This window comes from Symbioplanes lichenis, assembly GCF_030709675.1.
In the GTDB taxonomy this organism is placed as follows: Bacteria; Actinomycetota; Actinomycetes; order Mycobacteriales; family Micromonosporaceae; genus Actinoplanes; species Actinoplanes lichenis.
In genome coordinates, this window is record NZ_JAUZQD010000007.1 from 22,345 (window position 1) to 47,770 (window position 25,426).

General features: G+C 73.0%; 20 protein-coding genes. 7 read left to right on the plus strand and 13 right to left on the minus strand.

Annotated features, from left to right (window positions below):
* Nucleotides 1-3: 3 nt before the first annotated feature.
* The gene (locus RAN62_RS17710) at nt 4-327 is read left to right on the plus strand and encodes a YbaB/EbfC family nucleoid-associated protein (RefSeq protein ID WP_305785777.1); all 324 of its coding nucleotides are present in this window, start codon (nt 4-6) and stop codon (nt 325-327) included.
* Here RAN62_RS17710 and RAN62_RS17715 read toward each other — a convergent pair.
* On the minus strand, nt 314-3,769 hold the full coding sequence (locus RAN62_RS17715; protein WP_305785778.1) for an ATP-binding protein: 3,456 nt from the start codon (nt 3,767-3,769) through the stop codon (nt 314-316). The genes RAN62_RS17710 and RAN62_RS17715 overlap by 14 nt on opposite strands.
* 55 nt (nt 3,770-3,824) lie before the next feature.
* The gene (locus RAN62_RS17720) at nt 3,825-6,092 is read right to left on the minus strand and encodes an ATP-binding protein (RefSeq protein ID WP_305785779.1); all 2,268 of its coding nucleotides are present in this window, start codon (nt 6,090-6,092) and stop codon (nt 3,825-3,827) included.
* Nucleotides 6,093-6,503: 411 nt separating this feature from the next.
* On the opposite strand from RAN62_RS17720, the gene RAN62_RS17725 reads away from it, so the two are divergent.
* From RAN62_RS17725 to RAN62_RS17740, 4 genes are all read left to right on the plus strand, one after another.
* Entirely contained in the window at nt 6,504-6,833 is a 330-nt protein-coding gene (locus tag RAN62_RS17725; RefSeq protein WP_305785780.1) for a hypothetical protein, read from the plus strand.
* Between the two features lie 149 nt (nt 6,834-6,982).
* Nucleotides 6,983-7,606 (plus strand): helix-turn-helix transcriptional regulator, encoded by a 624-nt coding sequence (locus RAN62_RS17730; RefSeq protein WP_305785781.1) that lies wholly within the window; start codon nt 6,983-6,985, stop codon nt 7,604-7,606.
* A 4-nt stretch (nt 7,607-7,610) separates the two neighbouring features.
* Nucleotides 7,611-10,028 carry a hypothetical protein gene (locus tag RAN62_RS17735; RefSeq protein WP_305785782.1) on the plus strand — a complete coding sequence of 806 codons (2,418 nt, stop codon included), beginning with the start codon at nt 7,611-7,613 and terminating at the stop codon, nt 10,026-10,028.
* Complete coding sequence (locus RAN62_RS17740) at nt 10,016-10,438, plus strand: CAP domain-containing protein (protein WP_305785783.1); 423 nt, start codon at nt 10,016-10,018, stop codon at nt 10,436-10,438. The genes RAN62_RS17735 and RAN62_RS17740 overlap by 13 nt, the downstream gene beginning before the upstream one ends.
* A gap of 58 nt (nt 10,439-10,496) precedes the next feature.
* Here RAN62_RS17740 and RAN62_RS17745 read toward each other — a convergent pair whose 3' ends face one another.
* Nucleotides 10,497-11,528: a S66 family peptidase gene (locus RAN62_RS17745; protein ID WP_305785784.1), complete on the minus strand. Its 1,032-nt coding sequence runs from the start codon at nt 11,526-11,528 to the stop codon at nt 10,497-10,499.
* 55 nt (nt 11,529-11,583) lie between these two features.
* A complete protein-coding gene (locus RAN62_RS17750; protein WP_305785785.1) occupies nt 11,584-13,011 on the minus strand; it encodes a DHA2 family efflux MFS transporter permease subunit in 1,428 nt (475 codons plus the stop codon).
* Nucleotides 13,012-13,221: 210 nt separating this feature from the next.
* On the opposite strand from RAN62_RS17750, the gene RAN62_RS17755 reads away from it, so the two are divergent.
* A complete protein-coding gene (locus RAN62_RS17755) occupies nt 13,222-13,941 on the plus strand; it encodes a TetR/AcrR family transcriptional regulator (RefSeq protein WP_305785786.1) in 720 nt (239 codons plus the stop codon).
* Nucleotides 13,942-14,114: 173 nt separating this feature from the next.
* Here the strand turns inward: RAN62_RS17755 and RAN62_RS17760 are convergent, their stop codons facing one another.
* Both RAN62_RS17760 and RAN62_RS17765 read right to left on the minus strand, forming a co-directional pair.
* Nucleotides 14,115-15,623 (minus strand): DHA2 family efflux MFS transporter permease subunit, encoded by a 1,509-nt coding sequence (locus RAN62_RS17760; RefSeq protein WP_305785787.1) that lies wholly within the window; start codon nt 15,621-15,623, stop codon nt 14,115-14,117.
* 54 nt (nt 15,624-15,677) lie between these two features.
* Nucleotides 15,678-16,139 carry a response regulator transcription factor gene (locus RAN62_RS17765; RefSeq protein ID WP_305785788.1) on the minus strand — a complete coding sequence of 154 codons (462 nt, stop codon included), beginning with the start codon at nt 16,137-16,139 and terminating at the stop codon, nt 15,678-15,680.
* A gap of 89 nt (nt 16,140-16,228) precedes the next feature.
* Between RAN62_RS17765 and RAN62_RS17770 the strand changes: the two genes are divergently transcribed.
* Nucleotides 16,229-18,469: a putative bifunctional diguanylate cyclase/phosphodiesterase gene (locus tag RAN62_RS17770; RefSeq protein WP_305785789.1), complete on the plus strand. Its 2,241-nt coding sequence runs from the start codon at nt 16,229-16,231 to the stop codon at nt 18,467-18,469.
* Nucleotides 18,470-18,562: 93 nt separating this feature from the next.
* Here RAN62_RS17770 and RAN62_RS17775 read toward each other — a convergent pair whose 3' ends face one another.
* The 7 genes from RAN62_RS17775 to pseB form a co-directional block, all read right to left on the minus strand.
* On the minus strand, nt 18,563-19,162 hold the full coding sequence (locus tag RAN62_RS17775; RefSeq protein WP_305785790.1) for a hypothetical protein: 600 nt from the start codon (nt 19,160-19,162) through the stop codon (nt 18,563-18,565).
* A 120-nt stretch (nt 19,163-19,282) separates the two neighbouring features.
* Nucleotides 19,283-20,320: a PseG/SpsG family protein gene (locus tag RAN62_RS17780; protein ID WP_305785791.1), complete on the minus strand. Its 1,038-nt coding sequence runs from the start codon at nt 20,318-20,320 to the stop codon at nt 19,283-19,285.
* Nucleotides 20,317-21,054 carry a cytidylyltransferase domain-containing protein gene (locus tag RAN62_RS17785; RefSeq protein ID WP_305785792.1) on the minus strand — a complete coding sequence of 246 codons (738 nt, stop codon included), beginning with the start codon at nt 21,052-21,054 and terminating at the stop codon, nt 20,317-20,319. Before RAN62_RS17785 ends, RAN62_RS17780 begins: the two co-directional genes overlap by 4 nt.
* On the minus strand, nt 21,051-22,460 hold the full coding sequence (locus tag RAN62_RS17790; RefSeq protein WP_305785793.1) for a class I SAM-dependent methyltransferase: 1,410 nt from the start codon (nt 22,458-22,460) through the stop codon (nt 21,051-21,053). The genes RAN62_RS17785 and RAN62_RS17790 overlap by 4 nt, the downstream gene beginning before the upstream one ends.
* Complete coding sequence (locus RAN62_RS17795) at nt 22,457-23,263, minus strand: hypothetical protein (protein WP_305785794.1); 807 nt, start codon at nt 23,261-23,263, stop codon at nt 22,457-22,459. The genes RAN62_RS17790 and RAN62_RS17795 overlap by 4 nt, the downstream gene beginning before the upstream one ends.
* Nucleotides 23,264-23,267: 4 nt before the next feature.
* Nucleotides 23,268-24,392, minus strand: coding sequence for a DegT/DnrJ/EryC1/StrS family aminotransferase (locus RAN62_RS17800; protein ID WP_305785795.1), 1,125 nt, complete (start codon nt 24,390-24,392; stop codon nt 23,268-23,270).
* The gene (gene pseB / locus RAN62_RS17805; RefSeq protein WP_305786181.1) at nt 24,392-25,366 is read right to left on the minus strand and encodes a UDP-N-acetylglucosamine 4,6-dehydratase (inverting); all 975 of its coding nucleotides are present in this window, start codon (nt 25,364-25,366) and stop codon (nt 24,392-24,394) included. Before pseB ends, RAN62_RS17800 begins: the two co-directional genes overlap by 1 nt.
* Nucleotides 25,367-25,426: the final 60 nt, after the last annotated feature.

A 25,426-nucleotide genomic window follows, 5' to 3' on the forward strand; every position in this document is an offset into this window, starting at 1 on the left:
TCGATGACCCAGGGACCCATGGACATGGGCAAGCTGAACTTCGCGGAGTTCCTCGACAGCGCGGAAGCCTTCGAGACGTCGATGCGCAACGCGCAGTCCGACCTCGAGAAGGCCATCGTCACCGGCCGCTCCGCCGACAACACCGTCGTGGTGATGGCCAGCGGGCTGGGCAAGCTCAAGGCCGTCCGGGTGGACCCGAAGGTGTTCGACGCGCGCGACGCCGAGGGCCTGCAGACCGCGATCGCCCAGGCCATCCAGGCCGCGGCGGACAACGCCGGCAAGCTGGCTCAGCAGAAGATGGGCCCGATCGAGATCACGCTTCACTGAGGATCTGGGCGGGGCTGCCCGCGCGGGCGGGCTCGACGCCGTACTCAGCGAGGCGGGACCGTAGCCGCCGCAGGTCCCAGCGGGCGCCGAGCACCGTGTAGAGCTCGGCGGCCGCGCCTCCCTCGCGAGCGGCCTCGTGCGGGCGCCTGTTCGCGGCGAGGAGCACGGCGGCGTCCTCCAGGGCGGCGGCCAGCTCGGGGACGCGGCCGACCGAGCGGTAGTGCGCGGCGGCGGCCAGTGCCGGTGCGGGGTCCCCGGTGATCAGCGCGCGGCAGCGCTCGGCGGCGGCGTAGGCGCGGGCCGGGCGTACCTCCTTCTCGGCCTCGCCGGCGCAGATGGCCGCGGCCCGCTCGGCCAGCTCGCGCCGGTCCTGGCTCAGCGCGAGCCGGACGGCGTCCGGGAGCCACTGATGGCGCAGCATGAGCGGGGCGTACTCCGGGACGAGCAGCGGCTCGAGCAGCTCCAGCGCCTCGCCCGGGCGGTCCTGCTGCTCGGCGACCAGCGCCCGCGCCACCAGCAGGAAGTCGCAGCTCTCCCGTTCGGCGTCGGTGGCCGGCAGGATCTCCGAGGCGTCCAGATGACCGGTCGCCAGCGCCGGGTCGTCGCGGTGGGCGGCGATCAGGGCGGCGACGCCGTGCAGCAGCATCGACACCGCGCCCGGCTCGCGGGTGCCCAGGAAGGTGATGCCCGGGGCGTCGTCGGTGACCGAGCTGATCTCGGCCAGGGCGTCGTCCCAGCGGCCCAGCCAGTAATACTGCACAGCCGACGCGACTTGCAGCCCGGACGGCAGCCGATGCCGGATGGCGAAGAGGGCGGCCTCGCGCAGGGTCCGCTCGGCCTCGTCGAGCCGGTCGAGGTTCTGCAGCGTGAACATGCGGTTGTCGAGCAGGTCGAAGTACATGCCCGCGAAGCCCGGGTTGTCGCGCATGATGTCCAGCGCGCGGTCGACGTACTCCAGGGCGCGCTCGTGGTCACGGCGGATCGAGTGCGTCAGCCAGACGGTCTGCAGGGCGAAGGCCGCCTCGTACGGCTGCCCGGCCGCGATGGCCTCGTCGTGCACCTCCGCGGCCGTACGGTCGGCGCGGTCCAGGTCGTCCAGGCTCCCGCGCCGGAAGTTCGCCAGCAGCACCCGGTGCCGCGTCCGCCAGATCTCCGGGACGTCCGGGTCGTCGACCGAGTCGCGCAGCGTGCGGATCGCGGTCTCGGCGTCGCCGCGGCGGAACGTCATCGCGGCGAAGAGCTGGCGCATCTCGGCCCGGTCGGCCGGGTCGGCGGCCAGGGTGGCGGCCTCCCGCGCCTCCTCGATCGGCCAGCGCTCGTGCCGGAAGTCGAGTTTGACCAGGGCGACGAGCAGGGCGGCGCGCCGGTCGGGGTCCGGCAGCTCCGACTCGAGGACCAGGCGCAGCAGCCGGCCGGTGATCTCGGGCACCCGCCGCGCCGCCTCGGAGTGGTGCCGGCTCAGCCAGGACACCACCCACGCGTCGATCACCGGGGTCTCCGCCGCGAGCTGCTCGGCCACCCGGGTCACCGAGCTGCCGCCGCGGTCGAGCACCTCGGCGGTGTGCCGGTGCAGGGCGGCGCGGGCCGGCGCCGGGATGCTCTCGTAGAGCGCCTGCCGCAGGAACGGATGCCGGAACGCCAGATCCTTGCCGGCGTCCACGACGACGTTCGCGCTCAGGGCCTCCTCCAGGTTGGCGACCAGGTCGAACGGCGAGCGCCCGGTGACCGCCACCACGTCGTCGACCGCGAACTGCGCCCCGAGCAGCGCGGCCATCCGCAGCACCTCCTGGGTGTCCGCGGAGAGGAAGTCCAGAGTGGCCCGTACGACGGCCAGCAGCGACCGTGGCGCCTCGACCGGCACCGACGCGTCGATGTCGGCCCGGCCGTCCACCGTCCGGACGGCTCCCTGCCGGATCAGCGCGGTCGTCATCTCCCGGGCGCACAGCGGGTTGCCGCCGGAGCGGGGCACGACCTGCGCCAGGTACGGCCCGATCGGCGCCCCGACCAGCCGCGTGACCAGCTCCCGGATGGCCTCGTCGGGCAGCCCGCGCAGCAGGAGCAGGTGACCCTGCCGGGCTTGCACGCCGCGGCGCAGCTGGGCCAGCGACCGGCCGTTGGGCTCGGGCCGCGCCGCGGCGACCAGCAGCAGCGGCATCCGGCGCGTGGCGGCCACCAGCCGGTCCCAGAAGAGCACACTGGACTCGTCGGCCCACTGCAGGTCGTCGACGACCAGGATCAGCGGCGCGATCGACGTGGCGGCCCGGACATAGGCGAGCACCCGGTCGGCTACGGCGGCCGGCCCGTCCTCGTTGCGGGCGCTGCCGTGCAGCTTGGCGGCGACCGAGGCCACCCGGGCGTCGGCCGACGTGGTCTCCAGCCCCAGCGCCCGCGTCACCACCTGCAGCGGCACGTGCTGGTCGAGCTCGTCCGCGACGCCCCACGCCACCTGACAGCCCTGCTCGCCCGCGTCGGCGAGGGCGGCCGTGAGCAGCTCGCTCTTGCCGATGCCGGGCTCGCCCTCGATCCAGACGGCGGCCCCGCGCCCGCCGGCGACCGCCCGGACCAGGCCGCGCAGCAGGGCGAGGTCGTCGTCCCGCCCCACGAGCACCCGGCTCTCCAGCCCGTCGTGCAGGGCCCGGGCCACCTGCGGCGGCAGCACCGGCGGCACCGGCAGCTCGGTGGGCGCGCTGCCCTCGGCCGTTCCGGCCTGCACCCGCTCGTAGAGGGTGGTCAGGGCGGGCCCGGGCTCCACGCCCAGCTCGGTGAGGAAGGTGCGGCGGGCGGCCCGGTAGACGTCGAGGGCCTCGGCGCGGCGGCCGGTGCGGTGCAGGGCGAGCATCAGCAACTCGTGCAGGGGCTCGTGCAGCGGGTGGTCGCGGACGAGCCCGGCCAGCTCCGCCACGACGCCGTCGTCGCCCAGGTCCAGCACGATGCGGGCGCGCTGCTCGATGGCGGTGAGCCGGCGCTCGGCCAGGTGGGTGCGCTCGACCTCCAGGCGGTGCCCGCTCAGTCCCGCGTACGCCTCCCCGTGCCACAACCGCAGCGCCGCCTCGAACCGCGCCGCGGCGGCCACCGGCTCCCCGGCCTCACGCAACTGAGCGGCCTCGTCGCAGAGCGTGGCGAACCGGGTGCTGTCCAGCTCCTGCGGGTCGAGCCGCAACGCGTAGCCGGCCGGACCGGAGGTCAGCAGCTCATGCCCGAGCACGCGCCGCAGCCCCGAGATGTAGGTGTAGACGCTGCCCGCGGCCGTGGCGGGCGGGTTCGCGCCCCAGACGCCCTCGATCAGCTCGTCGCGGGCGACCACCCGGCCCCCGGCGGCGGCTAGCACGGCGAACAGGGCCCGTTGCCGGGCGGGCCCGAGCGTCAGCTCCCGGTCACCCCGCCAGGCCCGGACCGGGCCCAGCACCTCGACGCGCAAGCGGTCCTCCGGTGTCGTCGACACGTTTCCTCCGTTGTCGCAGGTGCAGTGACCCCCGGTGAGGAGACCGGCATGCGGGTCAGCGAATAACGGAAACCTCTGTATTGATCATGGCCGAGCGGCTGAGATGCGGCATGGTCGGGTTGCCCGGCAGGTGCGGACGGATCCGGCTGAGCAGGGTACGGAACCGATCCGACCAGGTCAGCGTGATGCGCTGCTCCCGCAGGGCCGCCCGGGCGATCTCGGCGGCGGCCTCGTACTCGCCCCGGATCTCGTGCGAGGTCGCGGCCAGCCAGCGCATCTCGCCCTCGAGGTCGGGGTCGGTGGTGCGGGCCGCGACCCAGCCGGCCTCCGCCGCGGCGTTGCGGCCCTGCCCCGCCAGCAGCCGGGCCAGCCAGGCGGTGAGGATCAGCCGCCGGGCCGGGTCGAGGTCGTACTGGGCGCGGGCCCGCTGCAACACGGTGACCGCGATCTGCGGTGCGCGACCGGCCAGTTGCTCGGCGTGCTCGGCGAGCCAGGCGCCGATGCTGCCGCCCAGCGGGACGTCGCCCGCGAGCAGCTGCGCCACGACCTGCTCGGGCGGCCCGCCCGTCGCGGCGATCCGCTCGGCGAACGACCGGTGCAGCGTGGTCCGGAGCCCGGCGGGCGTGCTCTCGTGCAGGACGCGCGCGACGACCCGGTGCCGGAAGGCGACGTGCACGTCAGCGGCCACCAGCAGCCCGCCCGCCAGGGCCGGGGCGAGCGCCCGGACGAGGTCGGCCGGCGGCCGGTCGGTCACCGCGGCGAGCTCGGAGATCGTGCAGCCGGGCGGCCGCTCGCCGGGGGCGTGGAGCTCGTGGGCGCTCAGGAAGGCGACCGCGCGCAGGATCTGCCGGGTCTCCTCGGACAAGGGCGCGAGGTGCGCCCCGACCGCCGTGCTGAGACTCGCTCCCGGCTCCGCGGCGGCGAGATGCCGGAGATAGTACGGATTGCCGCCCGCCTCGGCGAGCATGCGCTGCAGGGCCCGGGGGTCGGGCGGCTCGGGTGCCACGGCCCGGACCAGCGCGGCCGACGCGTCGCCGGACAGCGGGCGCAGCTCGATCAGCTCGTCGGCGGGCAGCCCGCGCACCTGCTCCGAGCCATGCCGGGTGGCCGCGACGAGCAGCAGGGGCAGCCGGGTGGCCTGGCGGCTCAGCTCGGCCCAGACGCCCAGGGTGATCGGGTCGGCCCACTGCAGGTCATCCGCGACCAGGATCAGCGGCGCCCGGTCGGCGGCCTGATGGACCAGCTCGGCGGCCCGCGCGACGGTGTCGCCGGTGGGCCCGTCCAGGGCGTCGGCGGCGATCGCGAAGAGCTGTGTGACCAGGGCGCGGGAGGCGTCGTCGGCCATCGCGGACTCGATGCACTCCAGCAGGACCCCGAGCGGCATGCGCTGGGAGACCTCGTCGCCCACGGCCCAGCCGATGCGGCAGCCGGCCGGGGCCGCGCCGCGCAGGGCCACCGTGAGCAGGGCGGACCGGCCCAGGCCCGGAGTGCCCTCGATCCGGATGCTGCGGCCGTGCCCGATCGCCGCCTCGGCCGCGGCCCGGCGCAGCAGGCGGATCTCGCCCTCCCGCCCGATGAGCGCGGCGCGGTCGGCCGGTCGGGGACGCTCCGGTGCGGGCGCCGGCGGTGCCGGCTCGGCCGTGGCGCGTACGCCCGCCGCCTCGGCGCCCCGGCCCGCGGCGGCCAGGGCGGTGGCCAGCATGTGGCGCAGATTCTCCTGCAGCGGATAGGTCGTCACCAGGCCGCGCAGCACGTGCACCGCCTCCTCGTGCCGGCCGGTCTCGACCAGCAGGGCGGCGTGCCGCTCGGCCGTCGCCAGCCGCAGCTCGGTCAGCCGCAGCCGCTGGGCCTCGGCGAACGGGCCCGGCACGCCGGCCAGAGCGTCGCCGTGCCAGAGCCGCAGGGCCGACTCGAGGGCGGCCAGCTCGGCGGCGGGATGCCCGGCCGCCCGGTGCCGCCGGCTCTCCTCGCGCAGCGCCTCGAAGCGGAAGACGTCCACATCGGCCGGGGCGACGTGCAGCTGATAGGTGCCGCCGCCGGAGGTGAGCAGCTGCCCGGCCGCCCAGCGGTCGCGGGCCGGCTCCAGCAGCTGGCGCAGGGCGGAGACATAGGTGTAGACGTTGCCGGTGGCGCTGGCCGGGGCGTCGTCACCCCAGACCGCGGCGACCAGCTGCTCGCGGGACACCGGGTGACCGGCGTGCAGGGCGAGGACGCAGAAGACCGCGGTGCGGCGCGCGGAGCCCAGCGTCAGCTCGGCCCCGTCCCGCCAGGCCCGCACCGGGCCCAGCAGCCGGAGGTCGATCCCCGCGTGCACTGCCGGCATGGCTCCCAACCTCGTCGTCGTGGGATTGCTCCCGCTGTAGGCGGTTGAACTTGCAAGCTTTCGCCCGCCGCCCCTCGACCCCCGTGTCAGGTGCTGATGCTCGTTTCCGCCACTTTGTGTAATGGCGTCGTCGCTATTCTCCGGCTGCCCCGGTCACGCGCGCGAAAGCGTCCGGGGCACCACCATAGCGCTGCCCCGCATCATTTTTACCGGGCTCGTTCATGTTTGCCAGCCGGGCCCGGCCGACCGTCATCGAGTTGCCGCCTGGAATTCGCCTGAACGCCGCCGGAGGTGCCCGGACGCAGGCAGGGGCAAACAAGACGGCCAGCGGGGCAGCGAAGGGGTGCAAGTCTTCCCGCGCTCCGGCCGCTCTGCTGGACTCGACGCGTGCCGGCCCAACCCGATGCCTCCGTGAGCCCGTTCGCCGGCGAGCTGTTCCTGCGGCTCGCCTCCGAGGGCCGGCTGGTCGTGGAGGAGACCCGGGCCGACGAGGTCATCGCGGGCCTGGAGCGCACCTTGTCCTCGGTGCGGGCCCGCTTGCGGCTCATCCGGCTCTGGCAGCAGGACCCTACGCCGCGGGTCGGCGAGCTGCCCGAGGAGCTGGCCCGCGACGTGGTCGACGCCGTCTTCGCCGACCAGCTCGCCCCGGGGCGGCTGGAGCAGGCCGCGGCCGACCTGCCCAAGTACATCGAGGCGATGCGGCTGGCCCGGGCCGCGCACACCCGGCCACCGGCCGCCTGAAAATGTGAAGATCTTTTGCCTATTGGCAATTGCCTGCGTCGATGTGTGAACCTTCACGCCGCGTCCGGAGGGCGTGAAGACGGCATGGAGATTTTCTGAAGACCCTTTCTCCACACTTGCCGCGTCCCGACGACAAGGCGGAGGTTTCAGTGGAACAGGTTCGGGTGGTCCTGCAGGCGTCGGATCCGCTCAGCCACGCGGGACTCGCGGCCTTCCTGCAGGCGAGTCCCGACGTGACGCTGCTGCGCGGAGCCGACCGGGCCGGGGCCAAGGTCCTGGTGGTCTCCTGCGAGCGGCTCACCACCGACGTGGTCGCGATGCTGCGCCGCTCGGCGGCCGAGTCCGGCATCCCGGTCGTGCTCGTCGTCGGCGAGATCACCGAGACCGAGCTGCTGACCGCCGTGGAGTGCCGGGTCGTCGCGATCCTGCCGCGCGCCGCCGTCACCGGCGACCGGCTCATGCACAGCGTGCTCGCCGCGGCCAACGGCGGCGGGGTCATGCCGCCCAACCTGGTCGGCGAGCTCCTCAAGCACATCGAGCGGCTGCAGCGCGACGTGCTCACCCCGAACGGGCTCAACGCCTCCGGGCTCACCCCGCGCGAGATCGACGTGCTGCGCCTGATGGCCGACGGCATGGACACCAACGAGATCGCCGGCGAGCTCTGCTACTCCGAGCGGACCGTGAAGAACGTCATCTACGGCGTCACGCACCGGCTCAAGCTGCGCAACCGCTCGCACGCGGTCGCGTACGCGCTGCGCGCCGGCATGATCTGAGCGCATGCGCAGCTCCGCGCCCACCCCGGTGATGGGCCGGCACACCATCGGCAACGCGCTGGTCGTGCACGCCCGGGACCGGATCAGCTCCGAGGCGCAGGCCCTGGCGCTGGCCGTGGCCGAGGACGGCGACAACGACATCGTCGTCCTCGACCTGCACGACGGCCTGCCGATGGGCTCGTGGGAAGCGGTGGCGGGGGCGCTGCCGCGGAGCCGCCGGGGCATCCGGCTGCTCGTCTGCGGCGCCGGGCTCGACATCGCGACCCTGGCCGGCCAGTGGCTGTCGGACCGGCTCGGGCGCTCGGTGGTGGTCCCGTACGGGCACCTGCTGCGCGGCGCGTCGGGTGCCCTCTTCGTCCACGCCGAGCACGACAGCGGCTGGGTGCGGCACCGCCCCGGCCGCGGCCCGGCGTGGGACGGCAAGCGCTGGCCCCGCCCGGCCTGGGACGGCGCCGCCGCCGAATACCTGCCGACCAGCGCGTTCGGGGTGGCGGAGCCGTTGCCGGGCGGCGTCTGGATCCGCGACACCCGCGACGACGCGGCGGTCACCGAACACTGGCAGTGGCTCGCGTCGGCCGTACCGTGTCAGCCGCAGGCCTTCACGATCGTGCTCGGCTGTCCCGGCACCGCGCCGCTGCCGCTCGACGACGTCGCCCGCTTCTGGCGCGACCTCGGCGACGACGGCCGGCAGCACGCGCGCTTCGTCCACTACGGACCCGTCCGCGTGCCCGAGGGCGAGACGGTCGGCCAGGCGCTGGCCGACGTCCTCGAGAGCCCGGTCGTCTGCTTCACGGGCGTGCCCGTCGGCCGGCCCGACCGGCCTCGCATGCACACGGTCGCCCCGGACGGGCGGCTCGGCTGGCAGGTGTACGCCCGGGAGCTCGCCTATCAGCCCCGGCCCCGCCCCACCGTGCGCGCCGAGGTCCCGCGCATCCTCAGCTACCGGGCGCCCATGGTCCTCGGCGAGATGGTCGCGCCCATGGTCTACCGCTACGCCGACGACGCGGTCGTGGAGATCGTCCAGTCCGGCCTCTGGATCCGCCCGCCCGAGCCACCCCGCCACGCCGAGCGCATCCGGGCCCGCGCCGCCGACCCGGCCGGCCACGCCGTCGTGGTGGACGACACCGAGCCCGCCCTCGTCCCGCGTCTCCGCGAGCTCGCCGACGACCTGGTCGCCCGGCTCGACGACGCGACCAAGGAGCGGAGCACGCTGCAGCTGGCCTCCGCGGTCGCCGTCTCGGGCAACCGGGTGCCGCAGCCGGCCGGGGGAGTGCTGCCGGACGGGCTGACCTACCGCTTCACCGCCGCCGACCTGATGCTCGACGCGCTGATCGAGGAGGTGCCGGCGGCCGCCGAGCTGGCGGGGCTGGCCGTGCCGGCGGTGCCCGCGGTGCTCGGTTCGGGTCGCCCCGGCGTCGCCGGCGGCGATCTGACGAAGGAGCCTGTGGCCGCCCCGGCGCCGTCCCGGGCCTTTGTCGCGCCGCCCCCCGTTGCTCTCGCTGCGACGTCTTTGCCCGAGGCGCCGATCGTCGAGCTGCCGTCGCGGGTGGACAGTCCGCGGCTCATTCACACGCCGGCGCGGGCCGAGGCGGCGCTCACCGAGGAGGACGCCGCGCGGGTGCTGGAGTCGTTGCGGCGGGCGGAGGGCGTACGTTTCTCCCGGGTGCCGCCGCCCGAAGCGCAAGGTGTTCCCGGGCCGGGCGGTCTCACGGCCGAGCGGGAATGGTTGCGCGACACGCTGTCCCGGGAGTTCGACGCGGCGGCCAGCTCGGTGTCGCGGATCCTGGCCGAGCACCCCGGCTTCCACGCCGGGCCGGACACGATGACCGACGCCGTGGCGGTGCGGCTCTACCTGTCGCCGGTGGGTGACGGGCTGGACGAGGCGCTGCGGACGGGCAACCGGGGCCCGCAGGTGCCGTTCGCCCGGTGCGTGACCGCCGGCCTGACCCGGCTGCCGTCCCACCGTGGCCTGGCCCTGCTGCGCGCCGACCTGACCGGCGCCGATCTGCGCGCCGTCGAGGAGCAGCGCGTGCTGACCGAGTGGTCCTTCACCAACGCGCTGACCGAGCCGGTGGGCGGGCTGCCCGGGACGGTCGACGTGCTTGTGTGGTCGATGACCGGGCGGCGTACGCGTCTGCTGGAGCTGGAGGACGGCACCGGCGTCCCCGCGCGTGTGCTCTTCCGGCCCGGCACCTCGTTCAAGGTCCTCGAGACGATGCCGCCGGTGGGTGAACGGCGCGGGCGACTGTTGTTGCGCGAGCTGCCGCCGGACGAGCCCGACCGGGGCCACGTACCCTTCGACGACCTGGCCCTCTCCTCCCTGCACCGCGCGGCCGAGCAGTGGGCCGTCGCCGGCCCGCCCGCGATGGCGCTGCCCGCGGCCGCCGTGCCCCGCTTCGCCCGGGTGCCGTGCCTCGGCTGACGATGCGGCCACTCGTCCAGGCCAACCTCGAGAAGCGGGTGCTCAGCCTGGTCAACGAGGAGCGCCGCCGCGCGGGGCAGTCCCGGCTGGACACCGATCCGCTGCTCGGCGAGGCGGCCCGGGCGCACTCGGCGGACATGGCGAAGCGCAACTACTACAGCCACGTGTCCCCGGAGGGCACGACGGTCGGGGACCGGGTGGTCGTGGTGGCGGGCGACGCCTTCGCGGCCGTGGGGGAGAACATCGCCTGGGGCCAGGAGAACCCGATCCAGGTGGTGACCGCCTGGATGCGCAGCCCCGGTCACCGGGCGAACATCCTCCACACCAGCTACACCCACCTGGGCGTGGGCGTCGCCACCGCCCGGCGCGGTGCCCTCGTCTGGACCCAGAACTTCGGCATCCGTCACTAGCGCTGCCCGGTCTCGGCAGTGCGCCGCCCCTTGGCGCTTCTTGTCCCGGCGTTCGGTCTCAGTAGTGCGCCGTTATCCGCCGAGCGGGCCCGTCGACCGTGATGCGGCCGCCGTACGGCAGGATCCACTGCGGCGACGTGTGTCCGAAATCGACACCGAAAACGATCATCGCCTCGGGGTGGTAGGTGGCGAACGCCTTCAGCACTGCTTCGCGCTGCTGCTCGCGATATTCCGTACGGGCGGGCACCGGCCGCTCGTCGCCGATCGCGGTGCCTTTGGCCTGCGCGAACAGCACGGCCGGGAACTGCTCGAGCAGCCCGCGCTCCCCGAAGTTGCGCAGAATCCGGAAGACCTTCTCCGCCGACGGCAGCTCCTCGGAGGTCTCCAGCAGCAGCACACACCCCGAGTAGTCCTCGACCGGCCGCACCCACCGGCTCACGGCCGCCGTCCAGCTCAGGATCTCGAGGCTGCCGCCCCAGGCCGGGGCGCTGACGACCCGGTCCGGCTGGTGCCAGGTCCAGCCCGGGCTCGCGTACGGGGGAACCGAGCGCTCCAGCGACGCCGGATCGGCCCAGTTCAACTCCTCGTCGCTGAACTCCGCAACCGGATGAACCTCCACATCGCCCCCGGTGAACAGGGCCGCCCGCAACGACTTCTCGTGCACCGGATCGATCCCGCCGCCCTGCGCGAGATACACCATCGTCGACCCGCCGTGATACCCGGCGACGCCGTGGTACCACAGCCAATTGAGCAGGTTCGTGTTGTCCGAGTAGCCGAAGAAAGGCTTCGGATCGGCCCGGAAAACCTCGGGGTCAAGATGCCGTAGCACCGTGATCTGATCGTCCCCGCCGATCGTGGCCATGACCGCCCGAATGCCCGGATCTCCCCACGCCGCCATCAGATCCCGGGCCCGCTCCGCAGCCGACCCGCCCCGCCGCGTCGTCGGAAACTCCACCGGCACCAGCCCGATCTGCTCCCGTAGCCGCCGCAACCCCAGCTCATGCACCGCCGGAAACACGGCCGGCGCCGGAGCCGCGAGCGAAAGAACAGCCACCCGATCCCCGGGCACCACCTTGGGCGGAATCCTCATCCGCGCATTGAACCAAAGCCCCGCCCCCGAGTCGCCCCGTTTCCCGGCCGGGGTGTCAGTGCGCCGGCGCGGCCTCCTCGTTCAGGTCGATGGTGCCGGATCGGAAGGTGGCGGCGGTGATGACTGCTCCGACGACGAAGACGCCGATGGCAACCCAGAACACGGCGTGGTAGCTCGCCAGCGCGGCGAGCGCTTGCGCCTGCTGGCCGCCGTGGCCGGAGAGATATCGGTCGGTCGCGGTCGCGCTGACATAGGTGAACAGCGCCAGGCCGATCGCGCCTCCCACCTGTTGCATCGTGTTGACCAGGGCGGACGCCACACCCGAGCGGGAGCTGGCGACCCCCGAGGTGGCGACGTTCTGAGCGGATCCGAAGATCAGGCCGGTGCCGAACCCGGCGAGGAGGATGGCGGGGAGCACGCCGGTCACGTACTCGGTGTCGAGGTTGATGCGGGTGAGCAGCAGCAAGGACGCGGCACTGGCCAGGCAGCCCGCGGGGATGATCGGGCGCGGCCCGAAGCGGGGTAGCAGCGCGGACCCGGAGATTCCCGCGCCGATGACCAATGCTCCGGCGAAGGGCAGGAACGCGAAGCCTGCGGCTGTGGCGGAGTAGCCCAGCGCCTGCTGAAGGAAGTACGACAAGTAGAGGAAGACGGCGAACGAGCCGACACCCGAGATCGCGATGCCCAGGTAGGCGGCGCCGCGGTTGCGGTCCAGGATCACCGAGAGCGGCATGAGTGGGTGCTCGGCCCGCATCTCGCGGGCCACGAACGCGGCGATGAGCAGGCCTCCTCCGAGCACCGGCAGCCAGGTGGCCGGTGCCTCCCATCCGTCGACGGCGGAGTTGCCCAGGCCGAAGACAATGCCTCCGAGCCCTCCGGCGATGAGCACAGCCCCGGCAAAGTCGATCGACCTGGACGACGAGTCGCCCGGCACACCCCCGCGGTCTCGGACGAACAGCAGTGTGCCCAGAACGGCCACGGCCGCGATGGCGACGTTGATGTACAGGCACCAGCGCCAGGACAGCTGGTCGGTGAGCACGCCGCCCGCGGTCAACCCGATCGCTCCGCCCATCCCGGAGACTGCTCCGAAGACCGCGAACGCCTTACCCCGCTCCGACGGGTTGTTCGCGAAGGTCACCGAGACCAAGGACAACGCCGCGGGCGCCAGCGCTGCTGCGAACAGGCCCTGACCGATCCGAGCCGACAACAGCATCTCGAAGCTGGTAGCCGCGCCACCGACGGCAGAGGACACGGCGAAGCCGGTAAGGCCGACGAAGAGAAGTCTCAGCCGGCCGAAGCGGTCGGCCAGGCGGCCGCCGAAGAGAAGGAGGCTGCCGTAGGTGAGGGCATACCCGGTGACCAGCCACTCGCGGTTGTCCTGGGTGAAACCCAGCTCGGCCTGGGCGCTCGGCAGGGCGATGTTGATGATCGTCCCGTCGAGGACGTCCATCAGCTGAACGAGGCTCAGCACGAGCAGAGCCACCCATCGGCTCTTGTCTGTCCTCCTGTCAGGGGGGCTCAAGACAGGGTCGGTCATCTCGCACACTCCGGGCTCGAGTTGTCGTTGTCGGGCGGTCCGGGGCTCGATCGACCCGCCCGGCAGAACATTACACTCGGTGTAAGAATTTTCCTACACTGAATGTAAGTTATCGTCGTCATCACGCCGATCGACCGATGAGGTGACGACCGAACGATGAGCGGTGACGAGCAGCGCCCGGCCGGGACACGTGAGCGCAAGCGACAAGCGCTCCGGCGCAGGCTGTCCGACACGGCTACGGCGATGTTCCTGGCCGACGGGTTCGATGCGGTCCGGGTGTCGGACATCGCCGAGGCGTGCGGAGTGTCGACCAAGACCGTCTGGAATCATTTCCCCACCAAGGAATCGCTCATCCACGACAGAGGCGAGCGGCTTGCCATCGAGCTCGACAAGGCGGCGGAGGATCGGCGGGAGCCGATCGGCGGGCTGCACGTCCTCGACGTCGTCGTGTCCTGCATCAAGAGCGAGCTCGCGCTGCTCGAGGACGAACCGGCCGAGGCCGGCCGCGACAGTGAGGTCGTCGGGGCGGTCCGTGCGTTCGCGCTGCTCGTAGGGGCGAACCCCGGCCTCCGTGCCGCTACCGCCGAGCGCCAGGAGTCCCTTACGAACTCAGCGATGAGGGCGGTCGCGCACCAGGCTCGGCTGCCTGTCGACTCGCCCCACGTCCACATCCTCGCAGGGGCGCTGATCAGCCTCTGGCGACTTCACTTGAGCGGGCTCCTGCGGCTGGCCGACGGCATCCGGACCACGCACGACATTCGCGAGCACGTCCTCCGGGACCTCGAGGCCGGCGCGTCCCTCGTGCGCAGCCTCTTCCGGGAGACTGCGCTCGCTGACCCGACGGCGCCCGATCCACGCCCCTCCACCGGCCGATGACCCGCGCGTGCGGCTCGGCGGATGGAACGCCGAGAGGTCGTGGGGCGCATTCGGGGCGCCGGTGAGGTCGAGGTGGTGCAGGGGCGTCGACGTCTCCAGCAATAGCACGGCGAGCAGGGTGCGCACCTTGGTGCCCCGGCGCTCGGCGGCGGAGCGTGACCTCGGCGCGGGGGTCAGGCGGGTGTGCCGGCGGCACCGGTTTCTTGGCGGGCCGCGTCGGTGCGGGCGCGGACGGGTGGGCCTGCCACGTCGCAGAAGGAGCGTTTTTCGGGCTGGTGGGCCGGCAGGCGCGTCGGGATGAGGAGGAAGGCGAGCAGGCCGCCGGCTGCCATCAGGGCGGCGCAGATGAGCATCGAGCCGCGGTAGGTCGGGGCGAGGTCGGCCGGGTCGGTCAGGCTGCCCGCTCCGATGCCGGCCGCGAGGGGCAGGACGGCCACGGACAGCAGGCCCGCCGCCCGGGCCACGGCATTGTTGACGCCGCTGGCCACGCCGGCGTAGGCGTCGTCGAGGGCGCCCAGGGCCGTGGCCGTCAGGGGCGCGACGAGGAGGGACAGGCCGAGACCGAAGAGGATCACGGGGGGCAGGACGTCGGCCGCGTAGGAGGCGCCGGGGCCGATGCGGGAGAACCAGACGAGGGCGGCGGCGCAGACGATCGGGCCGGCGGTCATCGGGATGCGGGGGCCGATCCGCTGCGCCAGCGCCCCGGCCCGCGCGGACAGCAGGAGCATGAGCCCGGTCACCGGCAGCAGGGCCAGCCCGCCGGTCAGGGGGCTGAAGCCCGAGACCACCTGCAGGTTGAGGACCACCAGGAAGAACACGCCGCCGTTGGCCGCATAGACCAGGAAGGTCACGACGTTGGCGCCGCTGAACGCCCGCGCGCGGAAGATCTCCAGCGGCAGCATGGGGTGCCGCGCCCGGCGCTGCCGCACGACGAAGCCGGCCAGCCCGAGCACGCCGACCGCGAGCGACGCCAGCACCACGGGGCTGCCGGGGCCGGCGTCGGGCCAGGCGGTGAACCCGTACGTGAGCCCGCCCAGCCCGATCGCCCCGGTCAGCACCCCGGTCACGTCGATGCCCGGGGCGGAGGCGGCCCGGGACTCCGGCACGTGGCGCAGGGTCACGGCCAGCACGATCGCGGCCAGCGGCACGTTGATGAGGAAGATCAGGCGCCAGTCGGCCAGCTCCACGAGCCAGCCGCCGAGGAACGGGCCGAGCGCGCCGCCGATGCCCCCGAGCCCGGACCACGCACCGATGGCCCGGGACCTGTCCTCCCGCGCGAACGACGCCTCGAGGATCGCCAGCGCGCCGGGCGTCAGCAGGGCACCGCCGACGCCCTGGATCACGCGCGCGGCGACGAGCAGCTCGATCGACGGCGCCAGGCCGCAGAGCAGCGACGCGACGGCGAACCAGGCGACCCCGATGGCGAACACCCGGCGGCGGCCGAACCGGTCGCCGAGCGAGCCGCCCACCAGCACCAGGGCGGCGAGGCTCAGGGCATAGCCGTTGACGGTCCACTGCAGGCCGGCGGCGTCGGCGCCGAGGTCGCGCCCGATGGCGGGCAGGGCGATGTTGACCACCGTCGAGTCGATGAACGCCAGCGCCGAGCCCAGCACCGTGGCGAGCAGCACCCAGCGCCCGGTGGCGGACTGGTAGCGCACGGGCGAGCCGGCCGAAAGATCCATGCCGCTGACGCTACGCGCGGCGGGCCCGTCCGGCATACGTCGGGTGACTGCCCATCACGCCGTACGTCTGCCTGAAACAGAAGTGACAACCGGACGCGGCACAGCGGCCCGCGCAGCAAGCAACGCCGCGTCAGAAGCCCGCCGAGTCGCGGCCCGAGCCCGCCGGAGCAGCAGCGCCTCCACCCGCGCTCCCAGCTCCGCCCGATGGAACGGCTTCGTCAGATAGTCATCGGCCCCGGCCGCCATCGCCTCGGTGATCCGCTGCCCGCTCACGTCGGCGCTGACCACCATGATCGGCAACTGCGCGGTCCGCCCGGCGGCGCGCAGCTCCCGGCACACCTCGACGCCGGACAGATCGGGCATGCGCAGATCCACCAGCGCGGCGTCGAAGTCCCCGGCCGCCGCGAGCCGCAGCGCGCTCCGGGCGTCGGGGGCGGCCTCGACCTCGTACCCGACCCGGAGCAGGGCCAGCGTCATCAGCTCCCGATGATCCGCATCGTCATCGGCGATCAACACGGTAGGCACACCATTCTGTTCGGCGCCCCACGCCCGGCAACTTAGGGTGACGTACTCATGACTGAGCGTTCGTCGCCGATGAGGCAGCCGTGAACTCGTACCGTGTTCTCGGCGTGCTGGCCGGGGTGTGGGCTGTCAGCATGGCGACGCTCCTCGTGCTGCCGCACGTCGCGGTCGGCGCGACGGCCGTCCTCGTGCTGTGCGCGATCGGATTCGGCGCCGCGTTGCGGGCCGCCCGCATCTCCGGGTCGGGAACGATGGCCCGGCGCGCGTGGCGAGCCTTCGCGGCGGTGTTCCCGCTGGAGCTCGTGACTCTGGCGCTGTTCCTCGTGCCGGGGTCCGATCGGCAGTTTCCCGCCCCCGCCGACCTGGCCCGGCTGGCGATCGTCGGCGTGCTGCTGCTCGCGGCGTACTCCTTCCCGATGCGGGCCGTGTCCGCGCTGGAGCGGCGCAAGTCGGTGCTGGACGTCCTGCTCGCGGGGGCCGCTGCGGCGATGGCCGTGTGGTACCTCGTGGTCGGCCCGTACGTGGGGGAGCGGCCGGGCGTCGTCGCCGCGGCGGCCGCGTTCCCGGTGCTCGACGTGCTCCTGGTGCTCGGGTTCACCCGGCTGCTGCGGCGCGGGACCATCGCGGCCGGGTCGGTGACGGTCACGGCGCTCGCGGCGGCGGTGCTGTTCATGTTCTGCTTCGACGCCTGGACCGGCTACCTGGCCTCGCACGGCGGCGACACTGCCCGGGACGACCGCTACCAGGTGATGTGCGTCTTGACGTGGCTCACGCTGCTGGCCGCCGCGCCGGTGCTGCGCTGCGGCGAGCCGGAGGACGCCTCCGCGCTGGCCGAGCGGTGCGTGTTCCGTCCCGCGGTGCCCTACATTGCGATCACTGTCGGTTTCGGCCTCATGATCTATGCCGCGACGCGGGAGCAGAGTGCCTTCCCGTGGAGCGGCCTGACCCTCGGCGGCCTGGCCATCACCGGGCTCGTGGTGCTGCGCCAGCTGGCCGTGCAGCGGGAGAGCGACCAGGCGGCGGCGACCGACGGGCTCACTGGGCTCGCGAACCGCTCCCACCTGCGGGACCGGCTCATCCAGGGGCTGGAGCGGGACAGCCGCGGCGGCCGGGCCACGGCCGTGCTGCTGGTCGACATGAACGGCTTCAAGCAGGTCAACGACACGCAGGGCCACAAGGCCGGCGACCAGCTGCTGATCGGGGTGGCCCGCGTGCTGCGCGAGGCGATCCTCGGCGCGGACGTGGCGGGGCGGCTGGGCGGCGACGAGTTCGCGGTGGTGCTGCACGACATCGGCAGCGAGGCGAACGCGGAGGCGGTCGCGCGCCGGATCGTGGCCGCCACCGGCGAGCCGGTCATGATCGACGGCCGGCCTGTACGCCCGTCGGTGAGCATCGGCATCGCGCTGTCCGGCCCCGGCGAGTTCACCGCGGACGAGCTGCTGCACCGGGCCGACGTGGCGATGTACCACGCGAAGCGGCGCCGGGGGGACGGCGGGGGCGAGAGCCGCTGGGCGTGCTTCGCCGACACCATGGGCAGCGGGGACGGCCCGTCACTGGAGGACGAGCTGCGCGCCGCGACCGCCGTCGGCCAGCTGCGGCTCGTGTTCCAGCCGATCGTCGGTCTGCCGGACGAGGAGCTGGCCGGGGTTGAGGCGCTGGCCCGATGGGAGCACCCCCGGCTGGGGCTGCTGGAGGCCGACGCGTTCATCCCGCTGGCCGAGCGGATCGGCGTGATCGACGACATCGGCCGCTGGGTGCTGCGGGAGGCCTGCTCCTATGCCCGCCGCTGGCCGCAGATCCCGCTGCACGTCAACGTCTCGGCCCGGCAGCTGGAGGAGGACGGCTTCAGTGCCGAGGTACGGGCCATCGTGCGCGCGACTGGCATGAACGCCGCCCACCTGGTGCTGGAGGTGACTGAGAGCCAGCTGATCGTGGACGAGGTGCCCCGCGCCCACCTGCAGATCCTCGCCGACGAGGGGATTCGGATCGCGCTGGACGACTTCGGCACCGGCTACTCGTCGCTGAGCAACCTGACCACGCTCCCGATCGACATGCTGAAGCTGGACCGGGTGTTCGTCGCCACGCTGGACAACTCGGCTGAGGGGGCCGCGGTGGCGCAGGCAGTGCTGCGGCTGGGCCGGGTGCTGGGCATGGACCTTGTTGCCGAGGGCGTGGAGACGGCGGCGCAGGCCCGCGAGCTCACGTTGCTCGGGGCGACCAAGGCGCAGGGGCACTATTTCGCCCGCCCGCTGCCGGCGTCGGAGATCGACGGGCGAATCGCGGCCTGGTCGGACAACAGATATGGCCGTTCGTTGCGGGCTTGACCCCATTTGTGGGAATAGTCACGCAAAGAGGAAGAAAAAGAAAACTGCGGGCGGGAGCCGAAGCTCCCGCCCGCAGCGGTGTATCAGGAAAGGTCAGCCGGCGTTGATGCGGAGCGCCTCGAGCCGCTTGCTCTGGCCCTCGGTGCCCGCCACGGCCGGACCCCGGCCCCGGTTGGTGCTCCAGCGCTGCCAGCCGATGTCCTGGACGTGGCCCTGCAGCGCGATGTCGCTCCGGCTGTCGACGCGGACGGCCTCGAGGCGCTTGTCGCCCCGGAGGTCGCCCACGGTGACCCACTGGCCGTCGCGGGCGCGCTCGGTGCGCTCCCAGCCACGGTCCTGCACGTGACCCTGGATCGTCAGGCCGCCGAGGCGGATCGGCATGATCCGGAGGGCCTCGATGCCCTGGCTGCGGCCGGTGGTGCCGACCTCGACCTCGTCGCCGCACTCGACGCGCGACCAGCCGCGCTGGCCGTCGATGAGCGCCTGCACGCAGACACCCTCGTTGCGGCGGTTCGCCATGAAGCGCTTCACGGCGAAGTCGGACGCCTGGGAGGCGCCGTGGTTGTTGCGGTCCCGGTCCGGGCCCTTGTCGGCGGGGGCGGCCGACGCGACGGAGGCCAGGGCGGGGACGGTGACGGCGGCGGCGGCGATGCTCGCCACGGCCGCCTTGCGGAGGAATTTGATGCTGAACATGTCGCTATTTTTACCGGTAAATCGGGCGGAAAACCCCTTGGCTCGCCGAAAAGCCGGAAAAGCAACTTCTGGGTGATAGACGTTCGGACGAATAGTTTGTCGGCTTTTCGGGCAAGGGCATTAGTGGATCAAGTGCAGCAATGCCCCGGCGACTCGGGAACAGCCGTTTCCGTCCACTGCTGACCAGGCAATATTGGCCAATGTGCCCCGCGCCGCCGGATCCGTGAGCAGATTTCGGAGCAGCCCGGTCGCCGCCGACACGTCCGGGCCCGCGACACGCAGGGCCGGCAGGTGGCCCAGTCCCGCCGCGAGTCCACGGGCGGTCGCCCGGCCGTACCCGATGATCTGGTTGTCCACGACCCACACCAGCGCGGCCGGCAGCCCGAGGCAGAGCAGCTCCCACGTCGACGTGCCGCTGGCGCTGACCACGAGATCCGCCTCGGCGAGGAGTTTGGGCAGCTCATCGGTGGGGTCGATGATGTCGAGCCGCTGCCCGGGACCGGGCGTACGGGCGCTCAGCTCGGCGCGCAGCCCCGCATCGGCGGCCACCACCGTGGCCGTGAACGCGGCGCCCGTACCGATGAGCAGGTCCGCCACGACCGGCGCGGCGCGGTAGGCGTCCGTACCCCCGAAGAAGGCCACGACCCGCGGCGCGCCGTCCGCGCGCGGCACCGGGGGTGCGGGCGGACGCAGGTCGCGGATGGCCCGGCGCAGGAGCGCGTAGTCGAGCCCGGCCAGCCGGACCGAGCCCGGCGGCAGGGGCGGCGTGGCCAGCTCGGCGTCGAGGTTCTGGTCGACGTAGACGTCGGCGGGCAGGTCCCGCAGGTCGCCGTCGACGATGGCCAGCACGGGCCGGCCCGACTCGCGCACGGCGTGGGCATGGGCGGGCGGGATCTCGTACGAATCAATGATCACCGCGTCGAGCCGCAGCTCGTCCGCCGCGGCGACCAGGCCCGCGGCGTCGAGCGGGGCCGGGTGCCACGGCAGCCCGCGGGAGAGCAGCTGCTGCTCCGCCCACGGGACGCCGCCGAGATCACTGAGGAAGTGCACCGCCACACCGCGCGAGGTCAGCTCCTCCGCGAGCGCCACGCACCGGACGAGATGCCCGACACCGCGCTTGGGCCCGGCGTCGCACCGGATCCCGACCGTCACCGTCATGCCTGAGCGAGTTCCTTCTGCCGCACGTGCGCGTTCAGCCCGGCCAGCTCCGGCCGGTCGGCCAGCCACGACGCCAGCGTACGCACGGGCACCGGCCGGTCCCCGAAGTGCGCCACGATCGCCTCGATCAGCCGCCAGTCGTCCTCGGTGTCCAGCGTCAGGCGCAGGTGCGACAGGTCCGGCTGCAGCGTGAGCCCGAGCACGTTGTAGTCGTACGGGTGCGAGTAGACGTACGACGTCACGTGCGTCCGGTGGTGATCGGTCGCCAGCTTGTCGATCTCGCGCAGTACCTCGGTGCGGACGATCTCGACGTCCAGCCCCCGCGGCAGCGTCCGCGCGATCGACGTGGTCAGGTAGTCGAGGTTCGGGGTCGCCGCGAACACCCCGGTGGCCAGCATGATCAGCTCCGGGTCGAGCAGCGGGCAGTCGGCGGTGAAGCGGAGCACGGCGTCGGAGTCGTCGTCGCGCTCGTCGAGGACCCGCAGGAAGCGGGTCAGCACGTCGTCGACCGGTCCCCGGTGGACCTCGACGCCGATCTTCTCGCACTCGGCCACGACCGCGTCGTCGCGATCCTCGGTGGTGGTGGCGACGACCAGGTCGTCCAGCACGCCCGAGTCGCGGGCCGCGCCGACGACGCGCTCGAGCACCGTGCGGCCGTGGAGCCGGCGCAGCACCTTGCCGGGCAGGCGGGTGGAGCCCATCCGGGCCTGGACGATTCCCAACGTACGCATCATTTGTCCTTCGGGAAAGCGAGGCGGACGGCCTTCCGGGCGGCGCGGGCGCCGAGCTTGGAGATCCGGTAAGTGGCCTTGCCGCTGAACAGGTCGATCTGGAGCTGGGCCTTGCGCAGGGCGCCCTCGCGCTTGGCCAGCTCGGCCTCGGTGTGCCGGATGCGCTCGCCCGCGTCGGCCAGTTGTTCCTCGAGCCGGCGTACGCGCTCCTCGTGCTCGCGCAGCGAATCGGGCGGAGGCAGAGCGTCACCCGACGGCAGCGGACCGGGTTCGAGCCCCGCCGCGGTGCGCAGGATCGCGCTGAGCGTGTCCACATCACCGGCCGCCGGCCAGGGATGGTCGTAGCCGCCGCCGAGCACCACCGCGGCGAATCGCCGGATGACGTCCGATTCGTCCGGCGCGGCGAACAGCGGCACGAGCGAAGAGCCGTCGACCAGCACGTTGTCCGCGGTCTGGCCCGGCAGCTGGGTGACCCACGCGCTCAGCAGCCGCCGCAACGCGGGCAGATCGTGCCGCAGGCAAGCGGCGAGCAACAGCTCTTCCAGCAGCCGCCCGTCCGGCAGCGGCGGCATCGGCCCGTCACCCAGCACCGCCGCCGGCAAGCTCACCTGCGGAGCCGTGCCCTCGAAGGCCAGCACCAGCCACACGGGCGCCAGTTCCGGGCCCAGCCCGGCCCGGACGGCGGTGGCGGCGAGCCGGCGCGGATCGCTGAGCACCGGCTTCGCCGCGTAGGCGGTGGCGACAGCCGAAGCGATCGCCGCGGAGAGCGCCCCGGCCGGCCCGTACCGCAGCCGCGACTCGTCGGCGATCAGCGTCGGCGCGGCGGGCAGCGGCCAGGCGGTCGCCGACCAGGCCACGGACAGGCCGTTCGCGCCGAGCTGCTCGCGCAGCCGGGCAGGCGTGCCGGGCCGGGACTCGTCGTATTCGCCGACCGGCTGCCAGTCGGCATCGGTGTGTCCCGCGGTCGCCGTGGTGCGGTCGACCAGGCGGTGCACGCCCAGCTCGTTCTCCACGGCGAGCAGCAGCGCGCCACCGGGACGCAGGGCGCGGCGCAGGGCCTGCACGCTGCCGGCCCAGTCGTACTGCGGGCTCTCGACCGAGCACAGCCGCCGGGTGCCGTCGAGGGCGACGACGAGGTCGTACTGATCATCGGGCAGTTTGGCGATGTCGCCGCAGAGCACCGAGACCCCGGTCGCGCTGAGTGCCTCGGCGTCCGGCTGGCTGCGCACCAGGCACGTCACCTCCGAGTACGCCCGGAGCGCCTCGATGACGTCACCGGAGTGCGGCCCCGCCACGAGCACCCGGCCGCCCGTCGGCAGCGCACTCATCAGGAAGGAGTAGGCCGGACCACCGGCCGGGTCCGCGTCGGACCAGTCGGCCATCTCGCCGCCCAGCATGCGCACGGTCACGCGGCCCATCCCAGGGTCAGGGCCAGCTCGGCCGGCGAGGCGATGATGTCCGCGCCCAGCTCGGCGCGCGCCGAGGCGATCGCCGTCCCCGGCTCGGGGAACTTGCCGTGCAGCTCCGGCCAGGTCCGGCGGATGCGCTCGGCGATGGTGGTGACCTCGCCACCCAGGTGCATGGGATCTCCGTAGACGGCCGGCTCGCAGCCCACCGCGGCGCCGTAGAGCACGGCACTGCTCAGCCGGTTGGAGGCCACCCGGCGGTGTCGGCGCAGCTCGGCGAGCTGGTTGTGCAGGAAGCGCGGGTCGGTGTCGCGCCACATGAAACCGCGGTAGCCGTGGCAGATGACCCGGCCGGCCTGCTCGTAGCGGCGGCGTACCCGGTCGTCGCGGTACTCGTGCCAGTACAGGCAGAAGGTGACCGGGCCGTCCTCGGTCGCGATGATCTCGTCGATCAGCCGCTGGTGGTCGCCGGCGATGTGCTGACCCTCCCAGCCGTGGAACGGGTACCAGATCGTGCCCTCCCGCTGCTCCGGCGCGTCGGGTCCGGCCAGCGCCAGGAGGTAGAGGAAGGGCGCGCCGATCGTCGTGGCGTACCGGCGGCCCATCGACCACGCCCGCCGCCGGGTCCGCTCGGACCAGACGAAGATGGGCCGCCCCGACACGTACGGCGTCCCGACGCCCAGCCCGTCCACCACGTTCCAGCCGTGCTGCACGTACCCGTTGATCCGCGGCGGATTCTCGGGGTCGAGCCCGCAGTACTCCGCGAGCACGTGGGCGTGCCCGTAGAAGTGGTTGGCGTGGTGCACTCGGTCAGCTCTCCAGCACGGTCCGCAGCGTGTCGACGACGCGGTCCTGGTCGGCGTCGGTCAGGTCGTAGAACAGCGGCAGTGAGATCTCCTCGGCGTAGAAGGCCTCCGCGTTGGGGCACATGCCGCGCTTGTAGCCGAGGTCCTCGTAGACCGGGTGCCAGTACGCCGGGATGTAGTTGACCTGCACCCCGATGCCCGCCGCCCGCAGCCGCTCGAACACCTCGCGCCGCCGCCCGCCGAGGACGCGCACCGGGTAGAGGTGGCGCATCGGGTCGACGTACTCGCGGGTGGTGGGCAGGCGCAGCCCGTCGACGTCGGCCAGCAGCTCGTCGTAGCGCGCGGCGAGGGCCACCCGCCGGGCCTTGAACGCGCCCAGCCGGCGCAGTTGCGAGCTGCCCAGGGCGGCCAGCACGTCGGGCAGCCGGTAGTTGAGCCCGAACTCGTGGACCTCGTGGAACCACGGGCCCTCGTCCTGGCGCCGCAGCTTCTCCTTGTCCCGCACCAGGCCGACCGTGCGGAAGACGCGCGCCCGCTCCAGCAGCCCGGAGTCGGTCGACGCGACCGCGCCACCCTCGCCCGTCGTGAGGTTCTTGGTGGGGAAGAAGGAGTACGTGGTCAGGTCGGCGAGCGTCCCGACCGGCCGGCCCTTGTACGTCGAGCCGATCGCGTGCGCCGCGTCGGCGAGCAGCACGGCGTCCGCGCTGTCCGCCACCTTGCGCAGCTCGTCGTACTCGGCGGGGTGCCCGGCGTAGTCCACGGCCGCGATGACCTTGGTCCGCGCGGTGACCGCCGCCCCGGCCGCGATCGGGTCGAGGTTGACGGTGTCCTCCTCGACGTCCGCGAAGACGACGGTGGCACCGAGCATCGAGGCCGTGCCCGCCGTCGCGTAGAACGTCATGGGCGTGGTGATGACCTCGTCACCCGGACCGACCCCGGCCGCCGCGTACGCCGTGTGCAGCGCCGCGGTGCCGTTGGTGACCGACACGCACGGGGCGCCGGCGATCCGCTCGAGGTCGGACTCGAACAGCTCGACCCGCGGGCCCGTCGTCAGCCAGTCGCTGCGCAAGGCGGCCGCGACCGCGTCGATGTCGTCCTCGGTGACGTTCTGCCGTCCGTACGGCAGCATCAGTTGTCCTTGATGAGGTCGCGCATCTCCTCGACCTCGAGCCACAGGTCGTTGTTGTCCGACCGGTAGTTGAAGCCGTCCGGCACCGGCTCGCCGCCCTCGGGGGTCTTGTAGCCCCAGCTGGCCACGACCGGCTGGACCACGTAACGGTCGGGGAAGCGCAGGGTGCGGCGGCTGTCGTCGGAGGCGATCATCTCCTCGTGCAGCTTCTCGCCCGGGCGCAGGCCGGCCTCGTGTGTGGGCGCGTCCGGCGCGACGGCCTCGACCAGGTCGAGGATGCGCATGCTCGGGATGCGCGGCACGAAGAGCTCGCCGCCCTGCATCACGTCGAACGAGTCGACGACGAACTTGACGGCCTGGTCGAGGGTGATCCAGAAGCGCGTCATCCGCTTGTCGGTGATCGGCAGGCTCTTGCCCTCGGCGTTGAGCTTGCGGAAGAACGGCACCACCGAGCCGCGGCTGCCCATCACGTTGCCGTAGCGCACGACCGAGAGGCGGGTCGGGTGCGTGGCGGCGTAGTGGTTGCCCGCGATGACCAGCTTGTCGGCGACGAGCTTGGTCGCGCCGTAGAGGTTGATCGGGCTCGAGGCCTTGTCCGTGGAGAGCGCGACGACCCGCTGGACGCCGGCGTTGATCGCGGCGTCGACCACGTTCTGTGATCCGTTGATGTTGGTCGCGATGAACTCGGAGGGGTTGTACTCCGCGGTGTCGACCTGCTTGAGTGCGGCCGCGTGGACGACGTGGTCGACGCCGTGCATGGCCCGGCCCAGACGCTCCTTGTCCCGGATGTCGCCGAGGAAGAAGCGCAGGCGGGGGTCGTCGCCGAACATCTGGCGGACCTCGTACTGCTTGAGCTCGTCGCGGCTGAAGACCACGATCCGCTGCGGGTCCAGGTTGGCCAGCGCGTAGCCCAGGAATGCCTTCCCGAACGAACCGGTACCACCGGTGACCAGGATGGACGAACCGCTCAACACACTCATGAAATTGCTCCCGGGGGTGGGCACGAACCTACGGCACAGCGTCTGAGATTCGGA

Excerpts from the sequence above, each read along its gene's own strand:
- RAN62_RS17710 (WP_305785777.1), top strand. The coding sequence starts at position 4 with ATGACCCAGGGACCCATGGACATGGGCAAGCTGAACTTCGCGGAGTTC.
- RAN62_RS17720 (WP_305785779.1), bottom strand. The coding sequence starts at position 6,092 with ATGCCGGCAGTGCACGCGGGGATCGACCTCCGGCTGCTGGGCCCGGTG.
- RAN62_RS17735 (WP_305785782.1), top strand. The coding sequence starts at position 7,611 with ATGCGCAGCTCCGCGCCCACCCCGGTGATGGGCCGGCACACCATCGGC.
- RAN62_RS17745 (WP_305785784.1), bottom strand. The coding sequence starts at position 11,528 with ATGAGGATTCCGCCCAAGGTGGTGCCCGGGGATCGGGTGGCTGTTCTT.
- RAN62_RS17755 (WP_305785786.1), top strand. The coding sequence starts at position 13,222 with ATGAGCGGTGACGAGCAGCGCCCGGCCGGGACACGTGAGCGCAAGCGA.
- RAN62_RS17760 (WP_305785787.1), bottom strand. The coding sequence starts at position 15,623 with ATGGATCTTTCGGCCGGCTCGCCCGTGCGCTACCAGTCCGCCACCGGG.
- RAN62_RS17775 (WP_305785790.1), bottom strand. The coding sequence starts at position 19,162 with ATGTTCAGCATCAAATTCCTCCGCAAGGCGGCCGTGGCGAGCATCGCC.
- RAN62_RS17780 (WP_305785791.1), bottom strand. The coding sequence starts at position 20,320 with ATGACGGTGACGGTCGGGATCCGGTGCGACGCCGGGCCCAAGCGCGGT.
- RAN62_RS17785 (WP_305785792.1), bottom strand. The coding sequence starts at position 21,054 with ATGATGCGTACGTTGGGAATCGTCCAGGCCCGGATGGGCTCCACCCGC.
- RAN62_RS17800 (WP_305785795.1), bottom strand. The coding sequence starts at position 24,392 with ATGCTGCCGTACGGACGGCAGAACGTCACCGAGGACGACATCGACGCG.